The sequence below is a fragment of the Pseudomonas sp. NPDC089395 genome (assembly GCF_044749525.1).
Classification (GTDB): Bacteria; Pseudomonadota; Gammaproteobacteria; order Pseudomonadales; family Pseudomonadaceae; genus Aquipseudomonas.
The window spans coordinates 61,657-86,318 of sequence record NZ_JBIVID010000007.1; the positions used below are offsets into that span (position 1 = coordinate 61,657).

The window sequence follows — 24,662 nt, forward strand, 5'->3', positions numbered from 1 at the left end:
TGGCCGTTGGTTTCATGATCTGTTTTCGGCGAGGGTTGCTCGTGATTGTAAGTCCCCAAAAAGCATCAAGTATCCCCGGCACTCGGCTGCGCAAGGCCCTGATGGCCAGTGTCGCACTGGTTGGCCTGATGAGCGCGGGCCAGCTGTGGGCATTCAATCTTGACGATGTTGCAGCCAAGGCAAAGGATCTGGCCGGCCAGAAGTACGAAGCACCGAAAAGCAATCTGCCGGCAGTCTTCCGCGACATGAAGTTCGCCGACTACCAGAAGATTCACTTCCTGCAGGAAAAGGCCGAGTGGGCGAAGGACAAGACCCCGTTCAAGCTGTCCTTCTACCATCAGGGCATGCACTTCGACACGCCGGTGAAGATCAACGAAGTCACTGCCTCCACGGTCGAGGAAATCAAGTACGACCCGAGCCGCTTCGAGTTCGGTGACGTGCCGCACGACCCGGAAACCACCAAGAACCTGGGTTACGCCGGTTTCCGCGTGCTCTACCCGATCAACAAGGCCGACAAGCAGGACGAGATCATGACCCTGCTGGGGGCCAGCTACTTCCGCGTGGTCGGCAAGGGCCACGTGTACGGCCTGTCGGCCCGTGGCCTGGCGATCGACACCGCACTGCCGTCCGGCGAGGAATTCCCACGCTTCACCGAATTCTGGGTAGAGAAGCCCAAGCCTGCCGACAAGCACCTGGTGATCTACGCCCTGCTGGACTCGCCACGCTCCACCGGCGCCTACAAGCTGATCCTGCGTCCGGGCAGCGACACCGTGGTCGACGTGCAGTCCCGCGTGTTCCTGCGTGACCACGTCAGCCGCCTGGGCATCGCCCCGCTGACCAGCATGTACCTGTTTGGCCCGAACCAACCGTCGAAAGTCCTGAACTACCGTCCGGCCCTGCACGATTCCGAAGGCCTGTCGATCCACGCCGCCAACGGCGAGTGGCTGTGGCGCCCGCTGAACAACCCGAAACACCTGGCCGTGAGCAACTTCAGCGTCGAGAACCCGCGTGGTTTCGGCCTGATGCAGCGTCAGCGCGCCTTCAGCGACTACGAAGACCTCGACGACAACTACCAGAAACGCCCGAGCGCCTGGATCGAGCCTAAGGGCGATTGGGGCAAAGGCACCGTCGACCTGGTCGAGATCCCGACCGCCGACGAGACCAACGACAACATCGTTGCCTTCTGGAGCCCGGAAACACTGCCGGAGCCAGGCAAGCCGGTGGAGTACGCCTACCGCCTGCACTGGACCCTCGACGAGCCGAAGTTCCAGGCACCGGACCTGGGCTGGGTCAAGCAGACCCTGCGTTCCACCGGTGACGTCAAGCAGTCCAACCTGATCCGCCAGCCAGACGGCAGCGTTGCCTTCCTGGTCGACTTCGCAGGCCCGGCATTGGCCGCACTGCCGGAAGACACCGCCGTGCGCAGCCAGGTCAGCGTGGGTGACAACGCCGAGGTGGTCGAGAACAATCTGCGCTATAACCCGGAGACCAAAGGCTGGCGCTTGACCCTGCGATTGAAGGTCAAGGAAGCCAACAAGGCCACCGAGATGCGCGCCGCGCTGGTACGTGACGTACCGGTCGAGCCGGCCAAGCCTGCCCAGGACAGCAAGCAGGACAAGGCCGCTGCCAAGCACGCCAAGCACGAGAAAACTGCCAAGGCGCAGGAGCCAGCCAAGGCCGAACAACCAGCCGCCGATGCGGCGTCCACCAACGGGACACCGGCCACCACGGAAAAAGTGCTGACCGAGACCTGGAGCTATCAGTTGCCTGCCGATGAGTAACTCAAGCGCAAGGCCGGAATCGCTTGGCGAGTACCTGGCCCACCTCCCACTGAGCGACGAGCAGCGTGCGGAACTCGCCAGCTGCACGTCCTTCGGTGAGCTGCACCAACGCCTGGCGGCCAAACCGGCCGCCGATTCCACCGAGGCCGTACAGGCCTCGGTGGGCTCGCGCCTGACCGTTGGCAGCGCCGCCGAACTGGAAGATGCCGAAATGCTCGGCGTCGACGGCAGCGGCCGCCTGTGCCTGAAGATCGCCCCGCCGATCAAGCGTACCAAGGTCGTTCCCGAGCCGTGGCGCACCAACGTGCTGATCCGCATGTGGCGGCGCATGACAGGCCGCCCCAACGCCCCGCAGCCGGCCCAGCGCGAGCTGCCCAAGGCGCGCTGGCGCACGGTCGGCTCGATCCGCCGCTATATCCTGCTGGCCCTGATGATCGGTCAGACCATCGTCGCCGGCTGGTACATGAAGGGCATCCTGCCATACCAGGGCTGGTCGTTCGTCGACCTCGCCGAGGTGGTCAACCAGCCGCTCTGGGACACCGTGGTGCAGGTCTGGCCGTATGCCTTGCAGACGTCCATCCTGATCCTCTTCGGTATCCTCTTCTGCTGGGTGTCGGCGGGCTTCTGGACCGCGCTGATGGGCTTCCTGGAGCTGCTCACCGGGCGTGACAAGTACAAGATTTCGGGCAGCAGCGCTGGCAACGAGCCGATTGCCCCCGAGGCGCGCACCGCGCTGGTGATGCCGATCTGCAACGAAGACGTGCCGCGGGTGTTCGCAGGTTTGCGTGCCACCTTCGAGTCGGTGGCCGCCAGCGGCAACCTCGACCGCTTCGACTTCTTCGTGCTCAGCGACACCAACGACACCGACATCGCCGTGGCCGAGCAACAGGCCTGGCTGGACGTGTGCCGCGAGACCAAGGGCTTCGGCCGCATCTTCTACCGCCGCCGCCGCCGCCGCGTGAAGCGCAAGAGCGGCAACCTCGACGACTTCTGCCGTCGCTGGGGGGGCGAGTACAAGTACATGGTCGTGCTCGACGCCGACAGCGTGATGAGTGGCGAGTGCCTGAGCAGCCTGGTGCGCCTGATGGAGGCCAACCCGGACGCCGGCATTATCCAGACCGGGCCGAAGGCCTCGGGCATGGACACCCTGTATGCGCGCATGCAGCAGTTCGCTACCCGCGTGTACGGCCCGCTGTTCACCGCCGGCCTGCACTTCTGGCAGCTGGGCGAGTCGCATTACTGGGGCCACAACGCGATCATTCGCATGAAGCCGTTCATCGAGCACTGCGCCCTGGCGCCGTTGCCGGGCAAGGGCGCGTTCGCCGGGGCCATCCTCTCCCACGACTTCGTCGAAGCCGCGCTGATGCGCCGTGCTGGCTGGGGCGTGTGGATCGCCTACGACCTGCCGGGAAGCTACGAAGAGCTGCCGCCGAACCTGCTCGACGAGCTCAAGCGCGACCGCCGCTGGTGCCACGGCAACCTGATGAACTTCCGCCTGTTCCTGGTCAAGGGCATGCACCCGGTGCACCGTGCGGTGTTCCTCACCGGGGTCATGTCGTACCTGTCGGCGCCGCTGTGGTTCCTGTTCCTGGTGCTGTCGACCGCGCTGCTGGCGACCAACACGCTGATGGAGCCGCAGTACTTCATCGAGCCGTACCAGCTCTACCCGCTGTGGCCGCAGTGGCACCCGGAGAAGGCCGTGGCGCTGTTCTCCACCACCATCGTGCTGCTGTTCCTGCCCAAGCTGCTCAGTATCGTGCTGATCTGGGCCAAGGGCGCGGTCGAGTACGGCGGACGCATCAAGGTCACCTTGTCGATGCTGATGGAGATGCTGTTCTCCATGTTGCTGGCGCCGGTGCGGATGATTTTCCACACCCGCTTCGTGCTGGCTGCGTTCCTCGGCTGGGCCGCGACCTGGAATTCGCCGCAGCGTGACGACGACTCCACCCCGTGGAGCGAGGCGGTGCGTCGCCATGGCCCGCAGACCCTGCTGGGCTTTGCCTGGGCCGGGTTGGTCGCATGGCTGAACCCGAGCTTCCTGTGGTGGCTGGCGCCGATTGTCGGTTCGCTGGTGCTGTCGATCCCGGTTTCGGTGATTTCCAGCCGCACCCGCCTGGGTCTGGCGGCCAAGGACGAGAAGCTGTTCCTGATTCCCGAGGAATACGCCACGCCGCAGGAACTGCTGGCAACCGACCAGTACACCCATGAAAACCGTTGGCATGCCCTGCACGACGGCTTCGTGCGGGCCGTGGTCGACCCGCGGCAGAACGCCCTGGCTTGCGCCATGGCCACAGCTCGTCATGGTCAGGCAGCAGCGATCGAAGCGCTGCGCGCCGAGCGTGTGGCCAAGGCGCTGGAGGTTGGTCCCAAGGGGCTGGACCTCAATACCCGCCTGGCCCTGCTGAGCGATCCGGTGGCCCTGGCACGCCTGCACGAGCAGGTCTGGGCGGGGCACCATTCTGCCTGGATCGACGTGTGGCGCGCTTCGATCGACAACGACCCGCATTCGCCGTTGTTGCCGCTGCATCCGGAGAATGAAGGCCAACCGGCACTCGTCGGCGCCTGATCGATCGCATTCGCGGGACAAGCCCGCTCCCACAGGTTGAGCGTCACTCCTGTGGGAGCGGGCTTGTCCCGCGAAGCTTTTCAGGGGCCATACAGTCGATTTTTGGCCAACAAAGTCCCCCCCGGCTCTAGGTCCCAGGGCCGCCATGCGTTAGCATCCTTCTCCGATAAAACACGCCGGCCGGTACGGCCGTGCCAACGATAAGATTCGCTACTTTTCTTGCTAGGGGACTTGGTGATGATGAAGAAATACCTTTCGCGCCTGCTGGTGGGCGTCACCGCGCTGGTCGCGGTCGCTTCCGCCCAGGCCGGCGCCATCGACGACGCGGTCAAGCGTGGCACCCTGCGGGTGGGCATGGACCCCACCTACATGCCGTTCCAGATGACCAACAAGCGCGGCGAGATCATCGGCTTCGAGGTCGATATCCTCAAGGCCATGGCCAAGTCCATGGGCGTCAAGTTCGAGGCCGTTTCCACTGCCTACGACGGCATCATCCCGGCCCTGCTGACCGACAAGTTCGACATCATCGGCAGCGGCATGACCCTGACCCAGGAACGCAACCTGCGCCTGAACTTCAGCGAACCCTTCATCGTGGTCGGCCAGACCCTGCTGATCCGCAAGGAGCTGGCGGGCGAGATCAAGTCGTACAAAGACCTGAACAACGAGAAGTACCGCGTCACCTCCAAGCTCGGCACCACCGGCGAGATGGTTTCCAAGAAGCTGATCGCCAAGGCCCAGTACCACGGCTACGACAACGAGCAGGAAGCGGTGATGGACGTGGTCAACGGCAAGGCTGACGCCTTCGTCTACGACGCACCGTACAACGTGGTGGCAGTGGACAAGGCCGGCGCTGGCAAGCTGCTGTTCCTCGAAGAACCCTTCACCTACGAGCCGCTGGCCTTCGGCCTGAAGAAGGGCGACTACGACAGCATCAACTTCATCAACAACTTCCTGCACCAGATCAAGCATGACGGGACCTACGATCGTATCCACGACAAGTGGTTCAAGAACAAGGACTGGCTGAAGGACATGGAATAAGGCCCAGGCCACCAGCCCAGGCTTTGACCCCGACGCGCAGGCAAACCCTGCGCGTTCGCATTTACGGAAGTACCCACGTGATCAAACACAAGAAAGCCCAGTGGCCCTGGCACGCGCTGACCGCGCTGGTTCTGGTGGGCCTGGCATTCAGCCTGTACATGGCCACTTCGATGATTTCCTACGAGTGGCGCTGGAACCGCGTGCCGCAATACTTCGCCTACAAGGCCGAGGAAGCGCAGCGTGCGGCCGGTTACGGCACCGTGCAGGACATCGTCGTTTCCGGTGACAACGCGCGTGTCACGCTGAAGGACGAAAACGGCGATGAGCAAGTACTCGACGTTGCCAAGGACAGCCTGCAGCTGAGCCGCGGCGACGACGTCTCCGAAGGCGACCAGGTCGGCGTGACCCGCCACTGGGCTGCCGGGCCGCTGGCGTGGGGCCTGTGGACGACCTTGTGGATCTCGGTGGTTTCCGGGGCGCTGGGCCTGGTGATCGGGCTGTTCGCCGGGTTGTGCCGGCTGTCCAACAACCCGACACTGCGCGACCTGTCGACGGTGTATGTCGAGCTGGTGCGTGGCACGCCGTTGCTGGTGCAGATCTTCATCTTCTACTTCTTCATCGGCACCGTGCTCAACCTCTCCCGCGAGTTTGCCGGCGTGGCGGCGCTGGCGCTGTTCACCGGTGCCTACGTGGCGGAAATCGTGCGTGCCGGTGTGCAGTCGATTGCCAAGGGCCAGAACGAGGCTGCTCGTTCCCTGGGCCTGAATGCCGGTCAGTCGATGCGCCATGTGATCCTGCCCCAGGCGTTCAAGCGTGTGCTGCCGCCGCTGGCCGGGCAGTTCATCAGCCTGGTCAAGGACACTTCGCTGGTGTCGGTGATCGCCATTACCGAACTGACCAAGAGTGGCCGCGAGGCCATCACCACCTCGTTCTCGACCTTCGAGATCTGGTTCTGCGTGGCAGGCCTGTACCTGCTGATCAACCTGCCGCTGTCGCACATGGCCAGCCGGCTCGAGCGGAGGCTTGCGCAAAGTGATTGAAGTCCGTGACCTGCTGAAAGTCTTCGACACCCGTGGCCATGTGGTGCGCGCGGTGGATAACGTCACCACGCAGGTGGCCAAGGGCGAAGTGGTGGTGGTGCTCGGCCCGTCCGGTTCGGGCAAGTCGACCTTCCTGCGCTGCCTCAACGGTCTGGAGCATTTCGACGAGGGCCATGTGGCCATCGACGGCCTGCGCCTGGACGACCCGAAGACCGACATCAACGCCTACCGCCGTGAAGTCGGCATGGTGTTCCAGCACTTCAACCTGTTCCCGCACATGACCGTGCTGGAGAACCTGTGCCTGGCGCAGAAGGTCGTGCGCAAGCGCAGCAAGGCCGACCGCGAGGCCAAGGCCCGTGCGTTGCTGGAGAAGGTGGGTATTTCGCAGAAGGCCAATGAATACCCGTCGCGCCTGTCCGGCGGCCAGCAGCAGCGGGTGGCGATCGCCCGTGCCCTGGCCATGGACCCGAAGGTGATGCTGTTCGACGAGCCGACCTCGGCGCTCGACCCGGAGATGGTCGGCGAGGTGCTGGATGTGATGAAGACCCTGGCCCAGGAAGGCATGACCATGGTCTGCGTGACCCACGAAATGGGCTTTGCCCGGGAAGTGGCGGACCGTGTGCTGTTCTTCGATCACGGCAAGCTGCTGGAAGATTCGGCGCCGGTGGCGTTCTTCGATTCGCCTAGAGATCCGCGGGCCCAGGCTTTCCTGCGTCAGGTGCTGTAACCGCGCCAGCCTTGTCGCGGATGAATCCGCTCCTACATGAACCCTGTAGGAGCGGATTCATCCGCGATGGGCCGCAAAGCGGCCCCAAAATCTCAGAGCCTGAACCGCCCCACCAGCCCCTGCAAATGCGTCCCCAGCCGCGCCAGCTCGATGCTGGAGCTGGCCGTCTCCTCGCTCGCCGCCGACGTCTGGTCGGAGATATCCCGCACATTCATCACACTACGGTTGATCTCCTCAGCCGTGGCGCTCTGCTGCTCCGCCGCCGTGGCGATCTGCTGGTTCATCGCCTGGATCGACGACACCGTGCGGGTAATGGTATCCAGCGAAGTCCCTGCGCGGCGGGTCAGCTCGACGCTGCTGTCGGTGAGCTGGCGGCTGGCGTCCATCACGCTGGCCACGCGCTGGGTACCGCTCTGCAGGCCGGCAATCAGCTCCTCGATTTCTTCGGTGGACTGCTGGGTGCGCTGGGCCAGGCTGCGCACCTCATCGGCCACGACGGCGAAGCCGCGGCCTGCCTCGCCGGCACGGGCCGCCTCGATAGCGGCATTGAGGGCCAGCAGGTTGGTTTGCTGAGCCACCGACTTGATCACATCGAGCACACTGCCGATCTTGTCGCTCTCGGCCTTGAGCTGGTTCATCGCTTCGCTGGAGTTGACCACCTCGTTGGCCAGGCGCTCGATCTGCGCCACCGCCTCGCCGACCACGCGATCACCTTCACGGGCCTGCTGGTCGGCCATCAGCGCCGCCTCGGAGGCCTGTTCGGCGTTGCGCGCCACCTCATGCACGGTGGCGGCCATTTCGTTCATCGCCGTGGCCACCTGGTCGGTCTCGACCTTCTGGTTGTTGACCCCGGCACTGGTCTGCTCGGTGACCGCCGACAGTTCTTCGGCAGCGCTGGCGATCTGGGTGACGCCGTCGCCGATGCCGCCGATCAGCTCGCGCAGGCCCTGGGTCATGCGTTGCATGCTTGCCTGCAGCTGGCCCAGCTCGTCGCGGCGGGTGGTCGGCAGGTCCTGGCGCAGGTCGCCGTTGGCCACACGCTCGGCAGCGGCCAGGATCTGGCGCAGGGGAATGATGATCTGCCGGGTGATAGCCCAGGCCGCGAGCAGGCCGAGGAACATGGCCAGTGCCGTGGCGCCGGCGAGCATGGCCTTGGCCTGGCGGGCACCTTCGTCACGCACCTGGGTTTGCGAAGCGGTCATGGCCTGGCTGGTCTGCAGCAGCACGGTACCTTGCTCGGCCATACCCTGCAGCGCGGCTTCGATGCGGCCCTGCTTCAGCTCGCTGAAGGCTTGACGGTAGAGGCGCACGGCTTCGAGCTGCTGTTGCAGGCGTTGATGATCGGCGGGCTGCTCGATCTGGCCGAGCATCAGTTGCACTTGCCGTTCGAGGTTGCCCAGGACCTGCTCCAACTCGCTGATCGAGGCGGGGTCCTGCTTGCGCTCATAGTGCTGCCGGGCGATGCGCAGGTCCTGGGTGTATTGCTGGATGACCGAGATGTTGCCCAGCTTGTCACCGCGGTTGATGATGCTGTCCATGCCCATCCACCCGGTCAAGGTGATGGCCAGGGTCAGCAGTAGCACCAGGCCGAAACCCAGCCCCAGTTTGCGATTGACGCTCACATTACCCAGCGATTGGGATACCCATTGGTACATTGTCGACTCCCCGGCAACTTGGCAGCACGGAATTTTGCTGTGTTGCCAAGGCCATCGGCTCGGGCCGGGGAAACTTGATGGGGGAAAGTTGACCCGTCTGTCAGAAAATCCGCGAGAGCAACGCGGTGACTGCGGTTTCCACCCGCAGGATGCGATCGCCCAACTGCACAGGCGCAAGACCTGCCTTGCCCAGCAGCTCGACTTCGTAGGGGATCCAGCCGCCTTCAGGGCCGATGGCCAGCGTTACCGGGCCATCGACGGCACGCGGGCAGGCGGGGTAGGGGCCTGGGTGAGCGACCAGGCCGAGGCTGTCTTCGGCGATAGCCGGTAGGCGGTCTTCGACGAACGGTTTGAAGCGCTTCTCGATGATCACCTCGGGCAGCACCGTGTCACGGGCCTGTTCGAGGCCGAGGATGAGGTTTTCGCGAATCGCTTCCGGCTGCAGGAACGGGGTCTGCCAGAAGCTCTTCTCGACCTTGTAGCTGTTGACCAGGATCAGCCGTGGCACGCCCAGGGTGGCTACGGTCTGGAACAGCCGGCGCAACATCTTCGGGCGCGGCACGGCCAGCACCAGGGTCAGCGGCAGCTTGGCCGGTGGCTGTTGGTCGAAGGCGACTGCAAGCTCGGCTTCGTGCTGTTCCAGGCGCACCACGGTGGCGCTGCCCATCAGGCCATTGATGCGGCCCACCCGCAACGTGTCACCCACCGCCACGCGGTGGATTTCCTGCATGTGGGTAAAGCGCCGATCAGCGAGGACGACGCGGTCGGCCGACACGAAGTCGGCCTCTTCGAGGAGCAACAGGTTCACGGTTGGGTCGCAGGTGGCTGGTCGTTGTGGTCGTCGGTGGCTTCATCGGCGTCATGGCTGCGCTTGCGGATCAGGCCGCCACACAGCACGCCGACCTCGAACAGCAGCCACATGGGCACGGCGAGCAAGGTCTGGGAGAAGATGTCCGGCGGGGTAAGGATCATGCCGACCACGAAGCAGCCGATGATCACGTAGGGGCGCATCTTCCTCAGGTACTGCACATCGACCACGCCGATCCACACCAGCAGCACCACCGCCACCGGGATTTCGAAGGCGACGCCGAAGGCGAAGAACAGGGTCATGACGAAGTCGAGGTAGCTGGCGATGTCGGTCATCATCGACACGCCTTCCGGGGTGGCGGCGGCGAAGAAGCTGAACATCAGCGGGAACACCAGGAAATAGGCGAACGCCATGCCGGCGTAGAACAACAGGATGCTCGACACCAGCAGCGGGATGGCGATGCGCTTTTCGTGGCGGTACAGCCCCGGCGCGATGAAACCCCAGATCTGCTGCAGGATGAACGGGATGGCCAGGAACAGCGAAACGATCATGGTCAGCTTGAACGGCGTCAGGAACGGCGAGGCCACGTCGGTGGCGATCATCGTCGCGTTGGCCGGCAAGTGCGCGCGCAGGGGGGCCGAGACCAGGGTGTAGATCTGCTGGGCGAAGGAGAACAGCCCGGCGAAGATCAGGAAGATGGCAGCCACGCAGCGCAGCAGGCGGGTGCGCAGTTCGGTCAGGTGCGAGACCAGCGGCATGGGCTGGTCGTCTTGCGGAATTTCGCTCATGGGGCTCGCGGCGGTTGAGGCTGATCGGGCTGTTCAGGCGTCGCCGCAGGCGCTGCGGTTGCTGACGTGGGCGCGGTGGCAGGCGGCTGGGCAGGCGGCGTCAGCGGGTTGAGGATGCGCTTGGCTTCCTGCTCCATCTGCAGGATGTGCTCGTTGTGGAGCTGGCGGCGGATGTCGTCGGCGCCGATTTCGCGCTCGACCTCCGTCTTGATCGCATTGAAGCTGCGTTTCAACCGGCCGATCCACAGCCCCGCGGTACGCGCGGCGCCAGGCAGGCGCTCGGGGCCGAGCACCAGCAGGGCTACCAGGCCGACGAGCAGCAGTTCGCTGAAGCTGATGCCGAACATGGCTCAGTCTTTCCGCTGCGGCTCTTGGACCGGCTGGGCCTGGCCCTCGATGGTCTGGCCTTGCGCTTGCGGCGCTGCGGCTTGCTGCTGGGTGGTCTGTACCGGCGGAATCGGCTGCGCAGGCGGCGGGGTCTGCTCGGCCGGCTTGGTTTCTTCGTCGTTCATGGCCTTGCGGAAGCCCTTGATCGATTCGCCCAGGTCGCCGCCGAGGTTCTTCAGTTTCTTGGTGCCGAAGACCAGGACCACGACAACCAGCAGGACGATCCAGTGTTTCCAGTCAAAAATACCCATGGTGCTCTCCTAGAATGCTATTCGGTCAGGCCGACGGCTGACGGGCGGCCTTTTCATCATGCCCGGAGAGGCCGAAACGGCGCTCCAGTTCATCGAGTACGGCTTGTGGATGCTGGCCCAGCGCGCTGAGCATGACCAGGCTATGAAACCACAGGTCGGCGGTTTCGTAGATGACATCGCTGTAATCCTGGCTGACCGCGGCATCCTTGGCGGCGATGATGGTCTCGACCGACTCTTCGCCGAGCTTCTCGAGGATCTTGTTCAAGCCCTTGTGGTGCAGGCTGGCCACGTAGGAGCTGTCGGGCGCTGCGTGCTTGCGCGCTTCGAGTACTTCGGCCAGGCGGTTGAGGGTGTCGCTCATGTCAGTGTCCTGCGCTATAGATGGCATCCGGGTCTTTCAACACCGGGTCGACGGTTTTCCACTGGCCGTCTTCGAAGACGCGGTAGAAACAGCTTTCACGGCCGGTATGGCAGGCGATATGGCCGAGTTGCTCGACGCAGAGGATGATCACATCGGCATCGCAGTCCAGGCGCATTTCGTGCAGTTTCTGCACATGCCCCGATTCCTCGCCCTTGCGCCACAGCTTGCCACGCGAACGCGACCAGTAGATGGCGCGTTGCTCGGCGGCGGTCAACGCCAGCGACTCGCGGTTCATCCAGGCCATCATCAGTACGCGTCCGGTCTTGTGGTCCTGGGCGATCGCCGGCACCAGGCCGTCGCTGTTCCACTTGATCTCGTCCAGCCAGTCTTTCATCGTCGACTCCAAAACCGGGCCCGCTTCTGTGTCGGGCCCTTTGCGCTAGTGTGCCAGCCAGCAGCGCGGCTGGCTATTGGCGCACGATCAGGTACAGGCCGGCGGCCAGCATCAGCCACGCCGGCCAAGCGGCGGGGGCGGCCAGGCTGGCGGCTTCGGCGGCCCCCGCGGCCAGCACCGCACCGCCACCGAGCAGGCCGGCGCCGAGCAGGCGCAGCGCCCAACGGTCGCCCTGGTTGCGACGCCGCTCCGGCAGTGGCAGGTCTTGCAGGTGCGGTTGCGACAGGCGTTCGAGCAGGTCGCGGGTCATGCCGGCCAGGTGCGGCAACTGTTCGGCCTGGCTGTAGATGTTGCCGAGCACGGCCTTGGGGCTCATGCGATCGCGCATCCAGCGTTCCAGGAAGGGCTTGGCGGTGCTCCACAGGTCGAGGTCGGGGTACAGCTGACGGCCCAGGCCTTCGATGTTGAGCAGGGTCTTCTGCAGCAGCACCAACTGCGGCTGAACCTCCATGTTGAAGCGCCGAGCGGTCTGGAACAGGCGCATCAGCACCTGGCCGAAGGAGATGTCCTTCAACGGTTTTTCGAAGATCGGCTCGCACACGGTGCGGATCGCCGCTTCGAACTCGTTGACCTTGGTATGCGCCGGTACCCAGCCCGAGTCGATGTGCAACTGGGCGACGCGGCGGTAGTCACGTTTGAAGAAGGCAATCAGGTTGCGCGCCAGGTAGTCCTGGTCTTCGGCGGTGAGGCTGCCGACGATGCCGCAGTCGATGGCGATGTACTGCGGGCTCCACGGCTTGACGGTGCTGACGAAGATGTTGCCGGGGTGCATGTCGGCGTGGAAGAAGCTGTCGCGGAACACCTGGGTGAAGAACACTTCCACACCGCGCTCGGCCAGCAGCTTCATGTCGGTGCGCTGGTCGGCCAGGGTCGCCATGTCGGTGACCGGCACGCCGTAGATGCGCTCCATCACCAGCACCTTGGGACGGCAGTGGTCCCAGTACACTTGCGGCACGTACATCAGCTCCGAACCTTCGAAATTGCGTCGCAGCTGGCTGGCGTTGGCCGCCTCGCGGAGCAGGTCGAGTTCGTCGTAGATGGTCTTTTCGTAGTCGCCGACGATTTCCACCGGGTGCAGGCGGCGGGCATCGGCCGAGGCCCGTTCGGCGGCCTTGGCGATCAGGAACAACCAGGCCAGGTCCTGGGCGATCACCGGCTTCAAGCCCGGGCGCACCACCTTGACCACCACCTCTTCGCCGCTCTTGAGGCGCGCGGCATGCACCTGGGCCACCGAGGCCGAGGCCAGAGGCTCGACGTCGAAGCGGCTGAACACTTCGCCGACCTTGGCGCCAAGCTGCGACTCGATCAGCGCCACGGCCTTTTGCGGGTCGAACGGTGGCACGCGGTCCTGCAGCCGCATCAGCTCGTCGGCGATGTCGGTGGGCAGCAGGTCGCGGCGGGTCGACAGCAACTGGCCGAACTTGATGAAGATCGGCCCCAGATCCTGCAGGGCCAGGCGCAGGCGCTCACCCCGGCTGAGCTCGGAGGGCTTGCGCGGCAGCCAGCGCCAGGGCATGAGCAGGCGCAGGCTCATCAGCCACCAGGGCAGCGGCAGTTCGAATAGCAGGTCATCGAGACGGTAGCGGATCACCACGCGCTGGATGCGGAAAAGACGGCGGACGGCGAGCAGCTTCATGCGTTATCGCTGGTATCAAGGGATCGGGAGAGGCGCTGCAGGCGCGCCTCGAGGCGTTCTATATCGACCTTCAGGCTGTCGAGTTCGCTGAAGGCGGCTTCGGCTTCGCGCTTGCCCACCAGGGTGCGCGATTCTTCGGCCAGGTATTCGGACAGGTTCTGCTGAAAGCGCGCCAGGCCCTGGCGGGTCCAGCGTGCACGCAGGCGCACGTGGCCGGCGAGCAGCGCCGTGGCGACCGGGCCGAGCCAGCGCTGCAGCTCGTGCTCCCAATCCAGCTCCAGGTCCTGCAGCACGCCGAACAGGTCGAGCAGCACCGCGCTGTCGCCATGCAGCTCGACCTGCGGGGTGTGCAGTACACCGGTCTTGTCCTTGGCCACAGCCAGTTGCAGCAAGCTGCCGGCAGGGGCGCGCAGGCTGCAGTCGACTTCACCCTGCCAGTGGGCGGCGAGCATCAGGCCCTCTTCATCGGGCAGGATGAATACCTGCAGGGCCGGCTGGCGGCAATCGATCTCGATGACCTTGCCTTCCAGCGCAGCCAGACGCGGCAGCGCCGTGCTGTCCATGCGCAGGACGCGGTTCAGGCCATGTTCGACGCTGGCGAGCAGCCCTGCCAGCAGCATCAGGGCTTGATTCCCCGGTGCACGGCGACGATGCCGCTGGTCATGTTGTGGTAGGTGACGCGGTCGAAGCCGGCATCGACCATCATGGCCTTGAGGGTTTCCTGGTCAGGGTGCATGCGGATCGACTCGGCGAGGTAACGGTAGCTTTCCGAGTCGTTGGTGATCAGCTTGCCGGCCAGTGGCATGAAGGCGAACGAGTAGGCGTCGTAGGCCTTGGACATCAGCTTGTTGGTCGGCTTGGAGAACTCCAGCACCAGCAGGCGGCCGCCCGGCTTGAGCACGCGCAGCATCGAACGGATGGCTTCGTCCTTGTGGGTGACGTTGCGCAGGCCGAAGGCGATGGTCACGCAGTCGAAGTGGTTGTCGGGGAACGGCAGCTTCTCGGCATCGGCCTGGACGAACTCGATGTTGCCGGCCACGCCACGGTCGAGCAGGCGGTCACGGCCGACCTTGAGCATCGATTCGTTGATGTCGGCCAGCACCACTTGCCCGGTCGGGCCGACCAGGCGCGAGAACTTGGCGGCCAGGTCGCCTGTGCCGCCGGCGATGTCCAGTACCCGATTGCCGGCGCGCACGCCCGACAGCTCGATGGTGAAGCGCTTCCACAGGCGGTGCATGCCGCCGGAAAGCACGTCATTCATCAGGTCATACTTGGCGGCCACCGAGTGGAAGACTTCGGCGACTTTCTTCGCCTTCTGGCTCTCGGGTACGTCCTTGTAGCCAAAATGCGTGGTGGGTTCGGCGTGGTCGCCTTTGCGCTGGTCGTTCATATCGCTTCACCGGAAAAAATTACCGCCATTCTAGGGCGAACGGGCGGATTTGTCTTGGCGGGGTGTGCCGTAGGGCAGGGGCGGGCATAATGCCAATTATGTCTACATACCCAGGATTGCCCGCATGACCCAGATCAGCGTCGAACGCAAACACACCCTCGGCCGCGAAGCCGCCCGTGCCAAGGCCGAGGCGCTGGTGGACAAACTGACCCGCGAATACGACCTCAAGGCCACCTGGAGCGGTGACCGCGTCGACGTGACGCGCAGTGGCGCCAATGGCAGCGTGCAGATCTTCGATGACAGCATTCGCGTCGAACTGAAGCTGGGCATGATGCTGTCGATGATGAGCGGCACCATCAAGGGCGAAATCGAACGTGCCCTGGACAAAGCCCTGGCCTGAGCCGTCACCTTAGGGTGAAGATTCTAATTTGCCTCTCTACCTTATGCTCTAAGCCCAACCTCCATGGGCGGTCCCTCCCTCCACTCATGAGCATGAGGTACAGAGCATGGCCAAAGTGAATGTGAAGAAAAAGGATGATGCCCAGAGTACGTTGGGCGAAGTGCGCGGTTATGCGCGCAAGATCTGGCTGGCCGGTATTGGCGCGTATGCTCGCGTCGGCCACGAAGGCTCCGAGTATTTCCAGGAGCTGGTAAAAGCCGGTGAAGGTGTCGAGAAGCGCGGCAAGAAGCGCATCGAACAGGACCTCGATGCCGCCAACAACCAGATCGACGAAGCCACCGAGGAAGTCACCCAGGAAGTCAGCCGTGTACGTGGCAAGGTCGAGATCCAACTCGACAAGATCGAAAAGGCTTTCGACGCACGGGTCGGTCGCGCCTTGAATCGCCTCGGCATTCCGTCTAAACATGACGTTGAAGCGTTGTCCATCAAGCTTGAACAGCTGCATGAGCTGCTTGAGCGTGTCGCGCACAAACCATAAGGAGAGCAGGATGGCTGGCAAGAAGAATTCCGACAAAGAAAGCAGCTCCTGGATCGGCGGGATCGAGAAGTACTCGCGCAAGATCTGGCTGGCGGGGCTGGGTATCTATTCCAAGGTCGACCAGGACGGCCCGAAGCTGTTCGACTCGTTGGTGAAGGACGGCGAGAAGGCCGAGAAGCAAGCGAAGAAAACGGCTGAAGACGTGGCGGAAAATGCCAAGTCCTCGACCACTTCGCGTGTGTCCGGCGTGAAGGACCGTGCCCTGGGCAAGTGGAGCGAGCTCGAAGAAGCCTTCGACAAGCGCCTGAACAGCGCCATCTCGCGCCTTGGCGTGCCAAGCCGCAACGAGATCAAGGCCCTGCACCAGCAGGTCGACAGCCTGACCAAGCAGATCGAGAAGCTGACCGGCGCTTCGGTTACGCCGGTTTCTTCGCGCGCTGCCGCGGCCAAGCCTGCAGCCAGCAAAGCGGCAGCCAAGCCACTGGCCAAGGCAGCCGCCAAGCCTGCGGCTAAAACCGCTGCGGCGAAACCGGCAGCCAAGCCTGCCGCTGCCAAGCCTGCTGCAGCGAAGAAGCCTGCGGTGAAGAAAGCTCCGGCCAAGCCTGCTGCAGCCAAACCTGCAGCGGCCAAACCGGCAGCGCCTGCCGCCAGCGCCGCCCCGGCTGCTACCGCAGCACCGGCGCCAAGCGCGGCTCCGGTCAGCAGCGCACCTTCGGCACCGGTTACGGCCACGCTGATCTGATACCGCGTCGCGCCCATCGCCGCGGTTCGTCGCCACGACAAGCCGGCTCCCACAAGTACTGCGCTGGCTTCAATGTCAGCGCAGTACCTGTGGGAGCAACTGTCTTGCTCAATTTCTAAACGTTGACGCGATTCCTGTGGGAGCCGGCTTGCCGGCGATGGGGCCGGCCGCAGCCCCCCTGAAACTTGAATACCTAACCCTCCAGATACCGCTGCGCCAACGCCTGCGCCGCCTCCCTCGGCTTTTCCTGCAGATGCGGCGCCACCAGCATCATCACCTGATACACCACGACCCCCACATCGGCCTCACGCCCCAGCACGCGTTGATAGTCCAGCGAGAACATCAGCGTCAGGGTGATCTGTTCCACAAGCTGTCCCAATGCCTGCGTTTCGCTGACCACCTGCCCCTGGGCCTTGAGGCTGGCCAGCAACGCCGCCAAGGTACGCTTGAGCCCATTGATCAGGCTGCGCATGCCTCGGGCCAGCTTGGGCAAGCGCCCGGTGAGGTTCGACAAGTCCTGGAACAGGAAGCGGTACTGCGCCATGTGCTCGACGATCAGGTGCAGGAACAGCCAGTAATCTTCGGCACTCAGGCGCACCCCCAGGGGCGGGTCGAGCAATGGCATGAGCGATTCTTCGAAACGCTCGAACAGGCCGTTTACCAGCGGCTCCTTGCCGTGGAAGTGGTAGTAGAGGTTGCCAGGGCTGATCCCCAGTTCGTTGGCAATCTCAAGGGTCGAGACATTGGGTTCGCCCTGCTGGTTGAACAACTGCAGGGCACATTCAAGGATACGGTCGCGGGTTTTCATCCGGGCGTGGTGCTCATCGAGTCAGGACGTAGGTGCCTGGCGCGGGGCCCAGCGGTGGATAGGTTGCGTTGCCCAGCTCCAGGCGCGGCGCCTTGAGCGGGCCGGAGCGCGGCGTGATCCACTCCAGCCACAAGGGCCACCAGCTGCCGTCGCTGCGCTTGGCATCGTAGAACCAGGCACGGGGGTCGCCCGACAGCTTGGGGTTGTCCAGGTAATAGGACTTGGGGTTGCCGGGCGGGTTGATGATGCTCTGGATGTGGCCGCTGTTGGACAGCACGAAACGCCGCTCGCCGCCCAGCAGCAAGGCCGAGCGGTACACCGCATCCCACGGCGTGATGTGGTCGTTGCTGCCGGCCACGGTGAAGCTGTCCAGGTCGACCTGCTTGAGGTCGATGGGCGTGCCGCACACTTCCAGTCCGGTCGGGTGGGCCAGCGGGTTGTGCTTGAAGAAATCCAGCAGATCGCCATGCAGGGCGGCCGGCAGGCGTGTGCTGTCGGCATTCCAGTAGAGGATGTCGAACGCCGGTGGCGTCTTGCCCAGCAGGTAGTTGTTGACCCAGTAGTTCCAGATCAGGTCGTTGGGCCGCATCCAGGCGAAGATCCGCGCCACCTCGGCGCCATCGAGCACCCCGCGCTGATAGGAGCGGCGCTTGGCGGCTTCGATGGTCTGCTCGTCGGCGAACAGGCTGGCAGGGCTTTCGAACTGACTGTCGAGCAGGCTCACCAGGTAGGTGGCACTGCGCACCCGGCGCAGCTGGTGCTTGGCCTGCAGGTGTCCTTGCAGCGCGGCCATGGTCAGGCCGCCCGCACAGGCGCCCATCAGGTTGGGGTCGCGGTTGCCGCTGATGCTGCGGCAGGCGTTGAGTGCCTCTTCCAGGGCCTCCACATAGCTCGACAAACCCCATTCGCGGTGGCGTGGGTCCGGGTTGCGCCAGCTGACCATGAACACCTGCAAGCCGTTCTTGAGCATGTACTGGACGAAGCTGTTGGTCGGCTGCATGTCGAAGATATAGAACTTGTTGATTTGCGGCGGCACCACCAGCAAGGGCCGGGCGTGCTGCTTTTCGCTCATCGGCTTGTACTGGATCAGTTCCAGCAGCTCGTTGCGAAACACCACAGCGCCAGGGGTGGCTGCCAGATTGCCGCCAACCTCGAAGGCGCCTTCATCGACTTGACGCGGCAGGCCGTCGTTGTGTCGCAAATCGTCGAGCAGGTGGGCCACCCCACGCACCAGGCTCTGCCCTCCGGTGTTGAACAGCTCCTTGACTGCCAGCGGGTTGAGCAGCGAGTTGCTGGGCGCCAAGGCATCGTTGATCAGGTTGAACAGGAAGTGCGCGCGTGCCCGGTCGTCATCCTTCAGGTGGCTGTCCTCGATCCACAGGCGGGTCTGCTTCTGCCAGGCCATGTACGCCTGCAGGCTGCGCCGGTAGAACGGGTTCTGGCTCCACGTAGGGTCGTCGAAGCGGCTGTCACGTGGGTTCGGTTGATAGGGTGTGTCACCCAGCATCACGCGACCGAGCTGACCACTCAGGGCCAGCAGATGCCGCGCCGTGAGCAGCGGATTGCGCAGGCTCTGGCGGCCGACACTGCGCAGTGTCGATATCAGGTCGCGGCCGCGCAGGCCGAGAATGGCGTTCTGCACGTTCATGCTGGTGGCGGGAAGCGTTGTCGTTCCTCGGTCCGGTTTTTCTTTCATGGCAACACTCCCTCGTCTTACCAGATTCGCGGGCAGCGACTATCAACCGCCGGAGGCGGGGCGCGGATGCATGACCGCGCGCTGACGTTCTTCCTGGAGAAACTTCATGATGATCGGCGCGACGGCCTCGGCCCGGGTGATCAGGAACAGGTGGCCGTCGTCGATAATGTGTAGCTGGGCATTGGGAATTCGCCAGGCCAGCAGGCGCATGTTGATCAGCGGGATCAGCGGGTCGTCGTCGCCGGCCAGCACCAGCGTGGGCTGCTGGATCCTGTGCAGCCAGTGGATGCTGGTCCAGCCCAGGCCCGCGAACAGTTGCCAGTAGTAGCCCAGCTTGCCGCCGGAGCGCACCTTGGCCGCGTGGTGCATGGCAAGCTCCGGGTCGCGGCGAAAGCCACCGCCATAGATCAGCGGAGCGATGCGGATGACATGGGACGGCTGGATATAGCGCCTGGGGCTGGCCATCAGCCACAGCACCTTGGGCTTGCCCGGCACCATCACCGCGCCGGCCGCCGTGGCCGCCAGCACCAGCTTCTTGCAGCGCTCGGGGTAGTCATGGGCGAACTGCTGGGCCAGGGCGCCGCCCCAGGAAACACCGATGACGTTGACCTGGCCGTAGTCCAGGTAGTCGAGCATGCGCGCGGTCAGCTTGGCCAGACCGGGGAAGCGATAGGGGTGGCGCGGGGTCGAAGAGCCGCCCACGCCTGGTACATCGAAGGCAATCACTTCCAGGTCCGGGTCCAGCGCTTCGATGAACGGAAACACCAGCTCCAGGTTGGCGCCGATGCCGTTGAAGATCAGCAAGGGTGTCAGGTGCGGCTTGCCCGGCCGCACGGCGGTGCGGATGGATTGATCACCCAGCTCGACGGTCCTGAATTTGTAGGGTTGCGGCATGCGCGTGGCTCTGTGATGTCCATAAGCACCGTGGCGCGCCGTTGGGCGGCCACGGCGTTACAACTCAACGTTCGTGAACGTAGGTTCCCGGCGCGGCCTCGCCTGCGGCGTAGGCGCGGTTGCCCAGGCGGGTCGGCGCTTTTTTCAAGTCGCCAGCACGTTCGCCCAGCCAGTTTTGCCAGTGCAGCCACCAGGAATCGGCGTGCTTGTCGGCGTTTTCCTGCCAGGCGACGGGATCGCCCGGGCGGTCGGCACCGGTCATGTAACGTGCCTTGGGGTTGCCGGGTGGGTTGAGGATGCTCTGGATGTGGCCGCTGTTGGACAGCACGAATTCGATCTTGCCACCGAACAGGTGCGCCGAGCGGTAGCACGATTGCCAGGGGGTGATGTGGTCGGTGGTGCCGGCCACGCTGAAGATGTCGCACTTGACGTTCTGCAGGTCGATGGCGGTGCCGCACACTTCCAGGGCATTGGCGCGGGTCAGTGGGTTGTTCTTGAACAGCTCGATCAGGTCGCCGTGGAAGGCGGCTGGCAAGCGCGTGGTGTCGTTGTTCCAGAACAGGATATCGAACACCGGTGGCTCATTGCCAAGCAGGTAGTTGTTGACCCAGTAGTTCCAGATCAGGTCGTTGGGGCGCATCCAGGCGAATACCCTGGCCATGTCGCTGCCTTCGAGCACGCCGGCCTGGTAGGAGTGGCGCTTGGCCGACTCGAGGGTCTGCTCGTCGACGAACAGAGAGACATCGGTGTTCATGGTGGTGTCGAGCACGCTGACCAGCAGGGTCAGGGTGTTGACCTTGTTTTCGCCCAGGGCGGCGTAGTGGCCGGCCAGCGCTGTGCAGGTGATGCCGCCGGAGCAGGCGCCGAGGATGTTCAGGTCTTTGCTGCCGGTGATCGCCAGCACTGCGTCGACCGCTTCCTTGAGCGCATCGATGTAGGTCGACAGGCCCCATTCGCGCTGGGCCTTGGTCGGGTTGCGCCAGCTGATGATGAAAGTCTGCTGCTGCGAGCGCAGGGCGAAGCGCGCCAGGCTTTTCTCCGGGCTCAGGTCGAAGACGTAGAACTTGTTGATCTGGGGTGGAACCACCAGCAGCGGGCGGGCATGCACCTGTTCGGTGATGGGGCTGTACTGGATCAGTTCCAGCACATCGTTGCGGTACACCACGGCACCTTCCGTGGTGCCGAGGTTCTTGCCCACTTCGAAGGCTTCCATGTTGACCTGGCTGGGCATGCCGCCGTTGTTGACCAGGTCCTTGGCCAGGTTGGACAGGCCGTCGAGCAGGCTCTTGCCGCCGGTTTCGAAGAAGCGCTTGACCGCTGCCGGGTTGGACAGGGTGTTGGTCGGTGCCATGGCTTCGGTGAGCAGGTTGATGACGAACTGGCCGCGGCTGATGTCCTGTGGCGACAGGTCGCTGTTGCCGATCCAGTCCTGCAGCTCATGGCGCCAGGCCAGGTAGGTCTGCAGGTAGCGGCGGTAAAGCGGGTTCTTGCTCCAGGCTGGGTCGTTGAAGCGACGATCCTCGCTTGCGGGGGCCAGGGTGGATTTGCCCAGCAGCACGTTCTTCAGCTCCAGGCCGAAGTGCGCCACGTGCTTGGCACTGTGCAGCGGCTGGCGCATGGCCTGTCGCAGTACGGTCCGCGCTGAGCTCAGCAGGTCCTTGCGGCGAATGCCGATGACTGGGTTAAGCCCCAAGGTGTTATCCGAGGCTTGCCGCTGCAACTCATCGTTGTTCTTGCTACTCATCTACGACGCTCCGTTGTCCTGAGACGAGTACCGGTTTGCTGTGGCACATGCACAGTCGACAGCCCGGTACTGCTACTCGGGTGACCAGTGATAAGAAACAGCGGTGCTGCGGGCCGGATGCATTCGGCGATGAGCTGCGGGGGAATCTGCGTGTGAAGACTGCCTGCTTTCGCTCGCGACTTGTACAAACCGGCCATGCCCTGATTGCCTTGATAACGATGCAGGGAACTTGCCAGCACCATTGGTTACCCGACTTTCAAGTAATGCGCAAGACAGCCCATTTTCGAGCTGTCTATAGGGCATTCAAACAGATGAGATTAGAAAATGCGCTCTAAACGCTGAGAGGCCCGAGCTAGAGCATCAGCTTTACGACGGCTTCGGCGGGGTCGCGGGATTTGCCGGCCTTGTGCAGCTCGTCGAGATACTCGTCCCAGAGCTGTTGCTGTCGCAGGCACAGCTGTTCCAGGTACTCCCAGGTGAACAAACCACTGTCATGGCCGTCGTCGAAGATCAGTTTTAGTGCGTATTGGCCGGCAGGTTCCAGGCCGGCAAGGCCGACGTTGATCTTGCCGAATTGCAGGATGGGATTGCCGTGGCCCTGGACCTCGGCGGAGGGGGAGTGCACGCGGAGGAATTCGGCGGGCAGGTGGTAGACCTCGCCGGGGGCGTAGGTGAGGCTGAGGGTTTTAGAAGCTTTGTGCAAATTGATGGCGGTGGGCAGGCGGGCCATGGTCTGAATCTCTCGGGAGCTGATTGTGCAAGCTTCGAGCGATTCGGGTTAATGCGCAAGGGGCTGCTGCGCAGCCCAATCGCCGGCAAGCCGGCTCCCACAGGGTTCTGCAGCGCAGCAGCCAATGTGGGAGCCGGCTTGCCGGCGATTGGGCCGCAAAGCGGCCCCCTACGGTCTTACAGGATGTAACGCGACAGGTCTTCGTTCTGCGCCAGCTCACCGAGGTGGCCGTTCACATAAGCCGCATCGATCTGAATCGGCGTTTCATCATGGGCACTGGCCAGGTCACCGGCACTGAACGACACCTCTTCGAGCAGTCGCTCCAGCAGGGTGTGCAGGCGGCGGGCACCAATGTTCTCGGTCTTCTCGTTGACCTGGTAGGCGATTTCGGCCAGGCGCTTGATACCGTCGGCCTGGAACTCGATGTTCAGCCCTTCGGTCTTGAGCAGCTCGCGGTACTGTTCGGTCAGCGAAGCATGCGGCTCCTGCAGAATGCGCTCGAAGTCTTCCGGGGTCAGCGCCTTGAGTTCGACGCGGATCGGCAGACGGCCCTGCAGCTCAGGCACCAGGTCGCTTGGCTTGCTCAGGTGGAATGCACCGGAGGCGATGAACAGGATGTGGTCGGTCTTGACCATGCCCAGCTTGGTGTTGACGGTGCAGCCTTCGATCAGCGGCAGCAGGTCGCGCTGCACGCCTTCGCGGGACACATCGGCACCGCCAACGTTGCCACGCTTGGCCACCTTGTCGATTTCGTCGATGAACACGATGCCGTGTTGCTCGACAGCTTCCAGGGCCTTGGCCTTGAGCTCTTCCTCATTGACCAGACGGCTCGCTTCTTCGTCGCGAACCATCTTCAGCGCGTCCTTGACCTTGAGCTTGCGGGCCTTGCGCTTGCCCTTGCCCATGTTGGCGAACAGGCTCTGCAGCTGGTTGGTCATCTCTTCCATGCCGGGTGGCGCGGCGATTTCGACGCCCATGTTCTCGGCGACTTCGATCTCGATTTCCTTGTCATCCAGCTGGCCTTCACGCAGGCGCTTGCGGAACAGCTGGCGGGTGTTGGAGTCGCTGCTGGTCTGCGCGGCTTCCTCGCTGAAGCTGGTCACCCGCGCCTGCGGCAGCAGGGCGTCGAGAATACGGTCTTCGGCGGCATCTTCGGCGCGGTGGCGCACGCGGACGATTTCCTGCTCACGCAGCATCTTCATCGCGGCATCGGCCAGGTCGCGGATGATCGATTCGACATCGCGGCCGACATAGCCCACTTCGGTGAACTTGGTCGCTTCGACCTTGATGAACGGCGCATTGGCCAGCTTGGCCAGGCGACGGGCGATTTCGGTCTTGCCGACGCCGGTGGGGCCGATCATCAGAATGTTTTTCGGGGTTACCTCGACACGCAGCTCGGCAGGCAGCTGCATGCGCCGCCAGCGGTTGCGCAGGGCAATGGCCACGGCGCGCTTGGCGTCGTCCTGGCCGATGATGTGGCGGTTGAGTTCGTGGACGATCTCGCGGGGGGTCATGGACATGATCAAAAATGGTCCTTGGACGGAGTGGTGTCAGCGTGGAAAAGTCCCGCCGCGGGCGGGACGCCAAAACAGCTGGTCACTCGGCCAGGTCCTGCTCCTCGATGGTCAGGTTGTGGTTGGTGAACACGCAGATATCGCCCGCGATGTTCAGGGCAGTCTCGGCGATTTCACGCGCCGACAGATCAGTCTTGTTCAGCAGGGCGCGGGCTGCGGCCTGGGCGTAGGCACCACCGGAACCCATGGCGATCAGGCCGTCTTCTGGCTCGACCACATCGCCGTTGCCGGTGATGATCAAGGAGGCGTCCTTGTTGGCGACTGCCAGCATGGCTTCCAGGCGGCTCAGGGAACGGTCGGTACGCCACTCCTTGGCCAGCTCGACGGCGGCGCGCACCAGGTGGCCGGAGTGTTTCTGCAGTTGCGCTTCGAAGCGCTCGAACAGGGTGAACGCGTCGGCAGTGGCGCCGGCGAAACCGGCAATGACTTCACCGTTGTACAGGCGACGGACCTTCTTGGCGTTGCCTTTCATGACGGTGTTGCCGAGGGATACCTGGCCGTCGCCGCCCATGACGACTTTGCCGTGACGGCGGACAGAAACGATGGTGGTCAAGGGGAGAGTCTCCACGCAGCGGGGCGAAAATGCCTGATGCAGACTCATATGGGGGTGGGGGGAAGGATTTCAACCGGGAGGGATGAATGGTTGATTGTTAC

General features: G+C 63.8%; 25 protein-coding genes. 8 read left to right on the forward strand and 17 right to left on the reverse strand.

The annotated features are described in order from the left end of the window. The first annotated feature begins 41 nt into the window (after positions 1 to 41). From ACIPZG_RS16365 to ACIPZG_RS16385, 5 genes are all read left to right on the forward strand, one after another. Positions 42 to 1,781: a glucan biosynthesis protein G gene (locus ACIPZG_RS16365; RefSeq protein WP_400715420.1), complete on the forward strand. Its 1,740-nt coding sequence runs from the start codon at positions 42 to 44 to the stop codon at positions 1,779 to 1,781. Further along, positions 1,774 to 4,347, forward strand: a complete 2,574-nt coding sequence (mdoH, locus tag ACIPZG_RS16370; RefSeq protein WP_400715422.1) for a glucans biosynthesis glucosyltransferase MdoH — start codon at positions 1,774 to 1,776, stop codon at positions 4,345 to 4,347. Before ACIPZG_RS16365 ends, mdoH begins: the two co-directional genes overlap by 8 nt. Before the next feature lie 240 nt (positions 4,348 to 4,587). Further along, on the forward strand, positions 4,588 to 5,385 hold the full coding sequence (locus tag ACIPZG_RS16375; protein WP_400715720.1) for a transporter substrate-binding domain-containing protein: 798 nt from the start codon (positions 4,588 to 4,590) through the stop codon (positions 5,383 to 5,385). 77 nt (positions 5,386 to 5,462) lie between these two features. Further along, positions 5,463 to 6,425 (forward strand): amino acid ABC transporter permease, encoded by a 963-nt coding sequence (locus tag ACIPZG_RS16380; protein ID WP_008096139.1) that lies wholly within the window; start codon positions 5,463 to 5,465, stop codon positions 6,423 to 6,425. Continuing rightward, on the forward strand, positions 6,418 to 7,152 hold the full coding sequence (locus ACIPZG_RS16385) for an amino acid ABC transporter ATP-binding protein (RefSeq protein ID WP_400640421.1): 735 nt from the start codon (positions 6,418 to 6,420) through the stop codon (positions 7,150 to 7,152). Before ACIPZG_RS16380 ends, ACIPZG_RS16385 begins: the two co-directional genes overlap by 8 nt. Positions 7,153 to 7,244: 92 nt before the next feature. On the opposite strand, the gene ACIPZG_RS16390 is transcribed toward ACIPZG_RS16385, so the two are convergent. The 10 genes from ACIPZG_RS16390 to ubiE form a co-directional block, all read right to left on the reverse strand. Then, the gene (locus ACIPZG_RS16390; protein ID WP_400715424.1) at positions 7,245 to 8,807 is read right to left on the reverse strand and encodes a methyl-accepting chemotaxis protein; all 1,563 of its coding nucleotides are present in this window, start codon (positions 8,805 to 8,807) and stop codon (positions 7,245 to 7,247) included. A 100-nt stretch (positions 8,808 to 8,907) separates the two neighbouring features. Further along, the gene (locus ACIPZG_RS16395) at positions 8,908 to 9,615 is read right to left on the reverse strand and encodes a 16S rRNA (uracil(1498)-N(3))-methyltransferase (RefSeq protein ID WP_400715426.1); all 708 of its coding nucleotides are present in this window, start codon (positions 9,613 to 9,615) and stop codon (positions 8,908 to 8,910) included. Then, positions 9,612 to 10,403 carry a twin-arginine translocase subunit TatC gene (tatC, locus tag ACIPZG_RS16400; RefSeq protein ID WP_008096135.1) on the reverse strand — a complete coding sequence of 264 codons (792 nt, stop codon included), beginning with the start codon at positions 10,401 to 10,403 and terminating at the stop codon, positions 9,612 to 9,614. Before tatC ends, ACIPZG_RS16395 begins: the two co-directional genes overlap by 4 nt. Continuing rightward, entirely contained in the window at positions 10,400 to 10,750 is a 351-nt protein-coding gene (tatB, locus tag ACIPZG_RS16405; protein WP_008096133.1) for a Sec-independent protein translocase protein TatB, read from the reverse strand. The genes tatC and tatB overlap by 4 nt, the downstream gene beginning before the upstream one ends. A gap of 3 nt (positions 10,751 to 10,753) precedes the next feature. Continuing rightward, positions 10,754 to 11,041, reverse strand: coding sequence for a twin-arginine translocase TatA/TatE family subunit (locus ACIPZG_RS16410; protein ID WP_400715428.1), 288 nt, complete (start codon positions 11,039 to 11,041; stop codon positions 10,754 to 10,756). 25 nt (positions 11,042 to 11,066) lie between these two features. Then, the gene (locus ACIPZG_RS16415; RefSeq protein WP_008096129.1) at positions 11,067 to 11,402 is read right to left on the reverse strand and encodes a phosphoribosyl-ATP diphosphatase; all 336 of its coding nucleotides are present in this window, start codon (positions 11,400 to 11,402) and stop codon (positions 11,067 to 11,069) included. A gap of 1 nt (position 11,403) precedes the next feature. After that, the gene (gene hisI / locus ACIPZG_RS16420; RefSeq protein ID WP_008096127.1) at positions 11,404 to 11,796 is read right to left on the reverse strand and encodes a phosphoribosyl-AMP cyclohydrolase; all 393 of its coding nucleotides are present in this window, start codon (positions 11,794 to 11,796) and stop codon (positions 11,404 to 11,406) included. Positions 11,797 to 11,869: 73 nt separating this feature from the next. Next, positions 11,870 to 13,492 carry a ubiquinone biosynthesis regulatory protein kinase UbiB gene (ubiB, locus tag ACIPZG_RS16425; protein WP_400640247.1) on the reverse strand — a complete coding sequence of 541 codons (1,623 nt, stop codon included), beginning with the start codon at positions 13,490 to 13,492 and terminating at the stop codon, positions 11,870 to 11,872. Next, on the reverse strand, positions 13,489 to 14,112 hold the full coding sequence (locus tag ACIPZG_RS16430; RefSeq protein ID WP_008096123.1) for an SCP2 domain-containing protein: 624 nt from the start codon (positions 14,110 to 14,112) through the stop codon (positions 13,489 to 13,491). Before ACIPZG_RS16430 ends, ubiB begins: the two co-directional genes overlap by 4 nt. Beyond that, the gene (ubiE, locus tag ACIPZG_RS16435; protein WP_008096122.1) at positions 14,112 to 14,882 is read right to left on the reverse strand and encodes a bifunctional demethylmenaquinone methyltransferase/2-methoxy-6-polyprenyl-1,4-benzoquinol methylase UbiE; all 771 of its coding nucleotides are present in this window, start codon (positions 14,880 to 14,882) and stop codon (positions 14,112 to 14,114) included. Before ubiE ends, ACIPZG_RS16430 begins: the two co-directional genes overlap by 1 nt. Before the next feature lie 124 nt (positions 14,883 to 15,006). On the opposite strand from ubiE, the gene ACIPZG_RS16440 reads away from it, so the two are divergent. The 3 genes from ACIPZG_RS16440 to ACIPZG_RS16450 all read left to right on the forward strand — a co-directional run bounded on the left by ACIPZG_RS16440 (position 15,007) and on the right by ACIPZG_RS16450 (position 16,562). After that, complete coding sequence (locus ACIPZG_RS16440) at positions 15,007 to 15,282, forward strand: polyhydroxyalkanoic acid system family protein (RefSeq protein ID WP_008096120.1); 276 nt, start codon at positions 15,007 to 15,009, stop codon at positions 15,280 to 15,282. Between the two features lie 106 nt (positions 15,283 to 15,388). Then, entirely contained in the window at positions 15,389 to 15,820 is a 432-nt protein-coding gene (locus tag ACIPZG_RS16445; RefSeq protein ID WP_400640248.1) for a phasin family protein, read from the forward strand. 10 nt (positions 15,821 to 15,830) lie between these two features. Further along, positions 15,831 to 16,562: a phasin family protein gene (locus ACIPZG_RS16450; RefSeq protein ID WP_400715430.1), complete on the forward strand. Its 732-nt coding sequence runs from the start codon at positions 15,831 to 15,833 to the stop codon at positions 16,560 to 16,562. 193 nt (positions 16,563 to 16,755) lie between these two features. Here ACIPZG_RS16450 and ACIPZG_RS16455 read toward each other — a convergent pair whose 3' ends face one another. From ACIPZG_RS16455 to hslV, 7 genes are all read right to left on the reverse strand, one after another. Further along, positions 16,756 to 17,370, reverse strand: coding sequence for a TetR/AcrR family transcriptional regulator (locus ACIPZG_RS16455; RefSeq protein ID WP_008099970.1), 615 nt, complete (start codon positions 17,368 to 17,370; stop codon positions 16,756 to 16,758). 13 nt (positions 17,371 to 17,383) lie between these two features. Then, complete coding sequence (gene phaC, locus ACIPZG_RS16460) at positions 17,384 to 19,066, reverse strand: class II poly(R)-hydroxyalkanoic acid synthase (RefSeq protein ID WP_400715432.1); 1,683 nt, start codon at positions 19,064 to 19,066, stop codon at positions 17,384 to 17,386. A 42-nt stretch (positions 19,067 to 19,108) separates the two neighbouring features. Then, on the reverse strand, positions 19,109 to 19,960 hold the full coding sequence (gene phaZ, locus ACIPZG_RS16465; protein WP_008099974.1) for a poly(3-hydroxyalkanoate) depolymerase: 852 nt from the start codon (positions 19,958 to 19,960) through the stop codon (positions 19,109 to 19,111). Positions 19,961 to 20,024: 64 nt separating this feature from the next. Further along, a complete protein-coding gene (phaC, locus tag ACIPZG_RS16470; protein WP_400715434.1) occupies positions 20,025 to 21,704 on the reverse strand; it encodes a class II poly(R)-hydroxyalkanoic acid synthase in 1,680 nt (559 codons plus the stop codon). 352 nt (positions 21,705 to 22,056) lie between these two features. Beyond that, positions 22,057 to 22,434, reverse strand: coding sequence for a gamma-butyrobetaine hydroxylase-like domain-containing protein (locus tag ACIPZG_RS16475; RefSeq protein ID WP_400715436.1), 378 nt, complete (start codon positions 22,432 to 22,434; stop codon positions 22,057 to 22,059). Between the two features lie 176 nt (positions 22,435 to 22,610). Then, positions 22,611 to 23,954, reverse strand: a complete 1,344-nt coding sequence (hslU, locus tag ACIPZG_RS16480; protein WP_008099980.1) for an ATP-dependent protease ATPase subunit HslU — start codon at positions 23,952 to 23,954, stop codon at positions 22,611 to 22,613. A gap of 76 nt (positions 23,955 to 24,030) precedes the next feature. Continuing rightward, positions 24,031 to 24,561, reverse strand: a complete 531-nt coding sequence (hslV, locus tag ACIPZG_RS16485; protein WP_012312406.1) for an ATP-dependent protease subunit HslV — start codon at positions 24,559 to 24,561, stop codon at positions 24,031 to 24,033. Positions 24,562 to 24,662: the final 101 nt, after the last annotated feature.

Bases quoted from the DNA above. Each gene is read 5' to 3' on its own strand.
- mdoH (WP_400715422.1), top strand. From the start codon at position 1,774: ATGAGTAACTCAAGCGCAAGGCCGGAATCGCTTGGCGAGTACCTGGCC.
- ACIPZG_RS16375 (WP_400715720.1), top strand. From the start codon at position 4,588: ATGAAGAAATACCTTTCGCGCCTGCTGGTGGGCGTCACCGCGCTGGTC.
- ACIPZG_RS16390 (WP_400715424.1), bottom strand. From the start codon at position 8,807: ATGTACCAATGGGTATCCCAATCGCTGGGTAATGTGAGCGTCAATCGC.
- tatC (WP_008096135.1), bottom strand. From the start codon at position 10,403: ATGAGCGAAATTCCGCAAGACGACCAGCCCATGCCGCTGGTCTCGCAC.
- tatB (WP_008096133.1), bottom strand. From the start codon at position 10,750: ATGTTCGGCATCAGCTTCAGCGAACTGCTGCTCGTCGGCCTGGTAGCC.
- ACIPZG_RS16410 (WP_400715428.1), bottom strand. From the start codon at position 11,041: ATGGGTATTTTTGACTGGAAACACTGGATCGTCCTGCTGGTTGTCGTG.
- ACIPZG_RS16415 (WP_008096129.1), bottom strand. From the start codon at position 11,402: ATGAGCGACACCCTCAACCGCCTGGCCGAAGTACTCGAAGCGCGCAAG.
- hisI (WP_008096127.1), bottom strand. From the start codon at position 11,796: ATGAAAGACTGGCTGGACGAGATCAAGTGGAACAGCGACGGCCTGGTG.
- ubiB (WP_400640247.1), bottom strand. From the start codon at position 13,492: ATGAAGCTGCTCGCCGTCCGCCGTCTTTTCCGCATCCAGCGCGTGGTG.
- ACIPZG_RS16430 (WP_008096123.1), bottom strand. From the start codon at position 14,112: ATGCTGCTGGCAGGGCTGCTCGCCAGCGTCGAACATGGCCTGAACCGC.
- ubiE (WP_008096122.1), bottom strand. From the start codon at position 14,882: ATGAACGACCAGCGCAAAGGCGACCACGCCGAACCCACCACGCATTTT.
- ACIPZG_RS16440 (WP_008096120.1), top strand. From the start codon at position 15,007: ATGACCCAGATCAGCGTCGAACGCAAACACACCCTCGGCCGCGAAGCC.
- ACIPZG_RS16445 (WP_400640248.1), top strand. From the start codon at position 15,389: ATGGCCAAAGTGAATGTGAAGAAAAAGGATGATGCCCAGAGTACGTTG.
- ACIPZG_RS16450 (WP_400715430.1), top strand. From the start codon at position 15,831: ATGGCTGGCAAGAAGAATTCCGACAAAGAAAGCAGCTCCTGGATCGGC.
- ACIPZG_RS16455 (WP_008099970.1), bottom strand. From the start codon at position 17,370: ATGAAAACCCGCGACCGTATCCTTGAATGTGCCCTGCAGTTGTTCAAC.
- phaC (WP_400715432.1), bottom strand. From the start codon at position 19,066: ATGAAAGAAAAACCGGACCGAGGAACGACAACGCTTCCCGCCACCAGC.
- phaZ (WP_008099974.1), bottom strand. From the start codon at position 19,960: ATGCCGCAACCCTACAAATTCAGGACCGTCGAGCTGGGTGATCAATCC.
- phaC (WP_400715434.1), bottom strand. From the start codon at position 21,704: ATGAGTAGCAAGAACAACGATGAGTTGCAGCGGCAAGCCTCGGATAAC.
- ACIPZG_RS16475 (WP_400715436.1), bottom strand. From the start codon at position 22,434: ATGGCCCGCCTGCCCACCGCCATCAATTTGCACAAAGCTTCTAAAACC.
- hslU (WP_008099980.1), bottom strand. From the start codon at position 23,954: ATGTCCATGACCCCCCGCGAGATCGTCCACGAACTCAACCGCCACATC.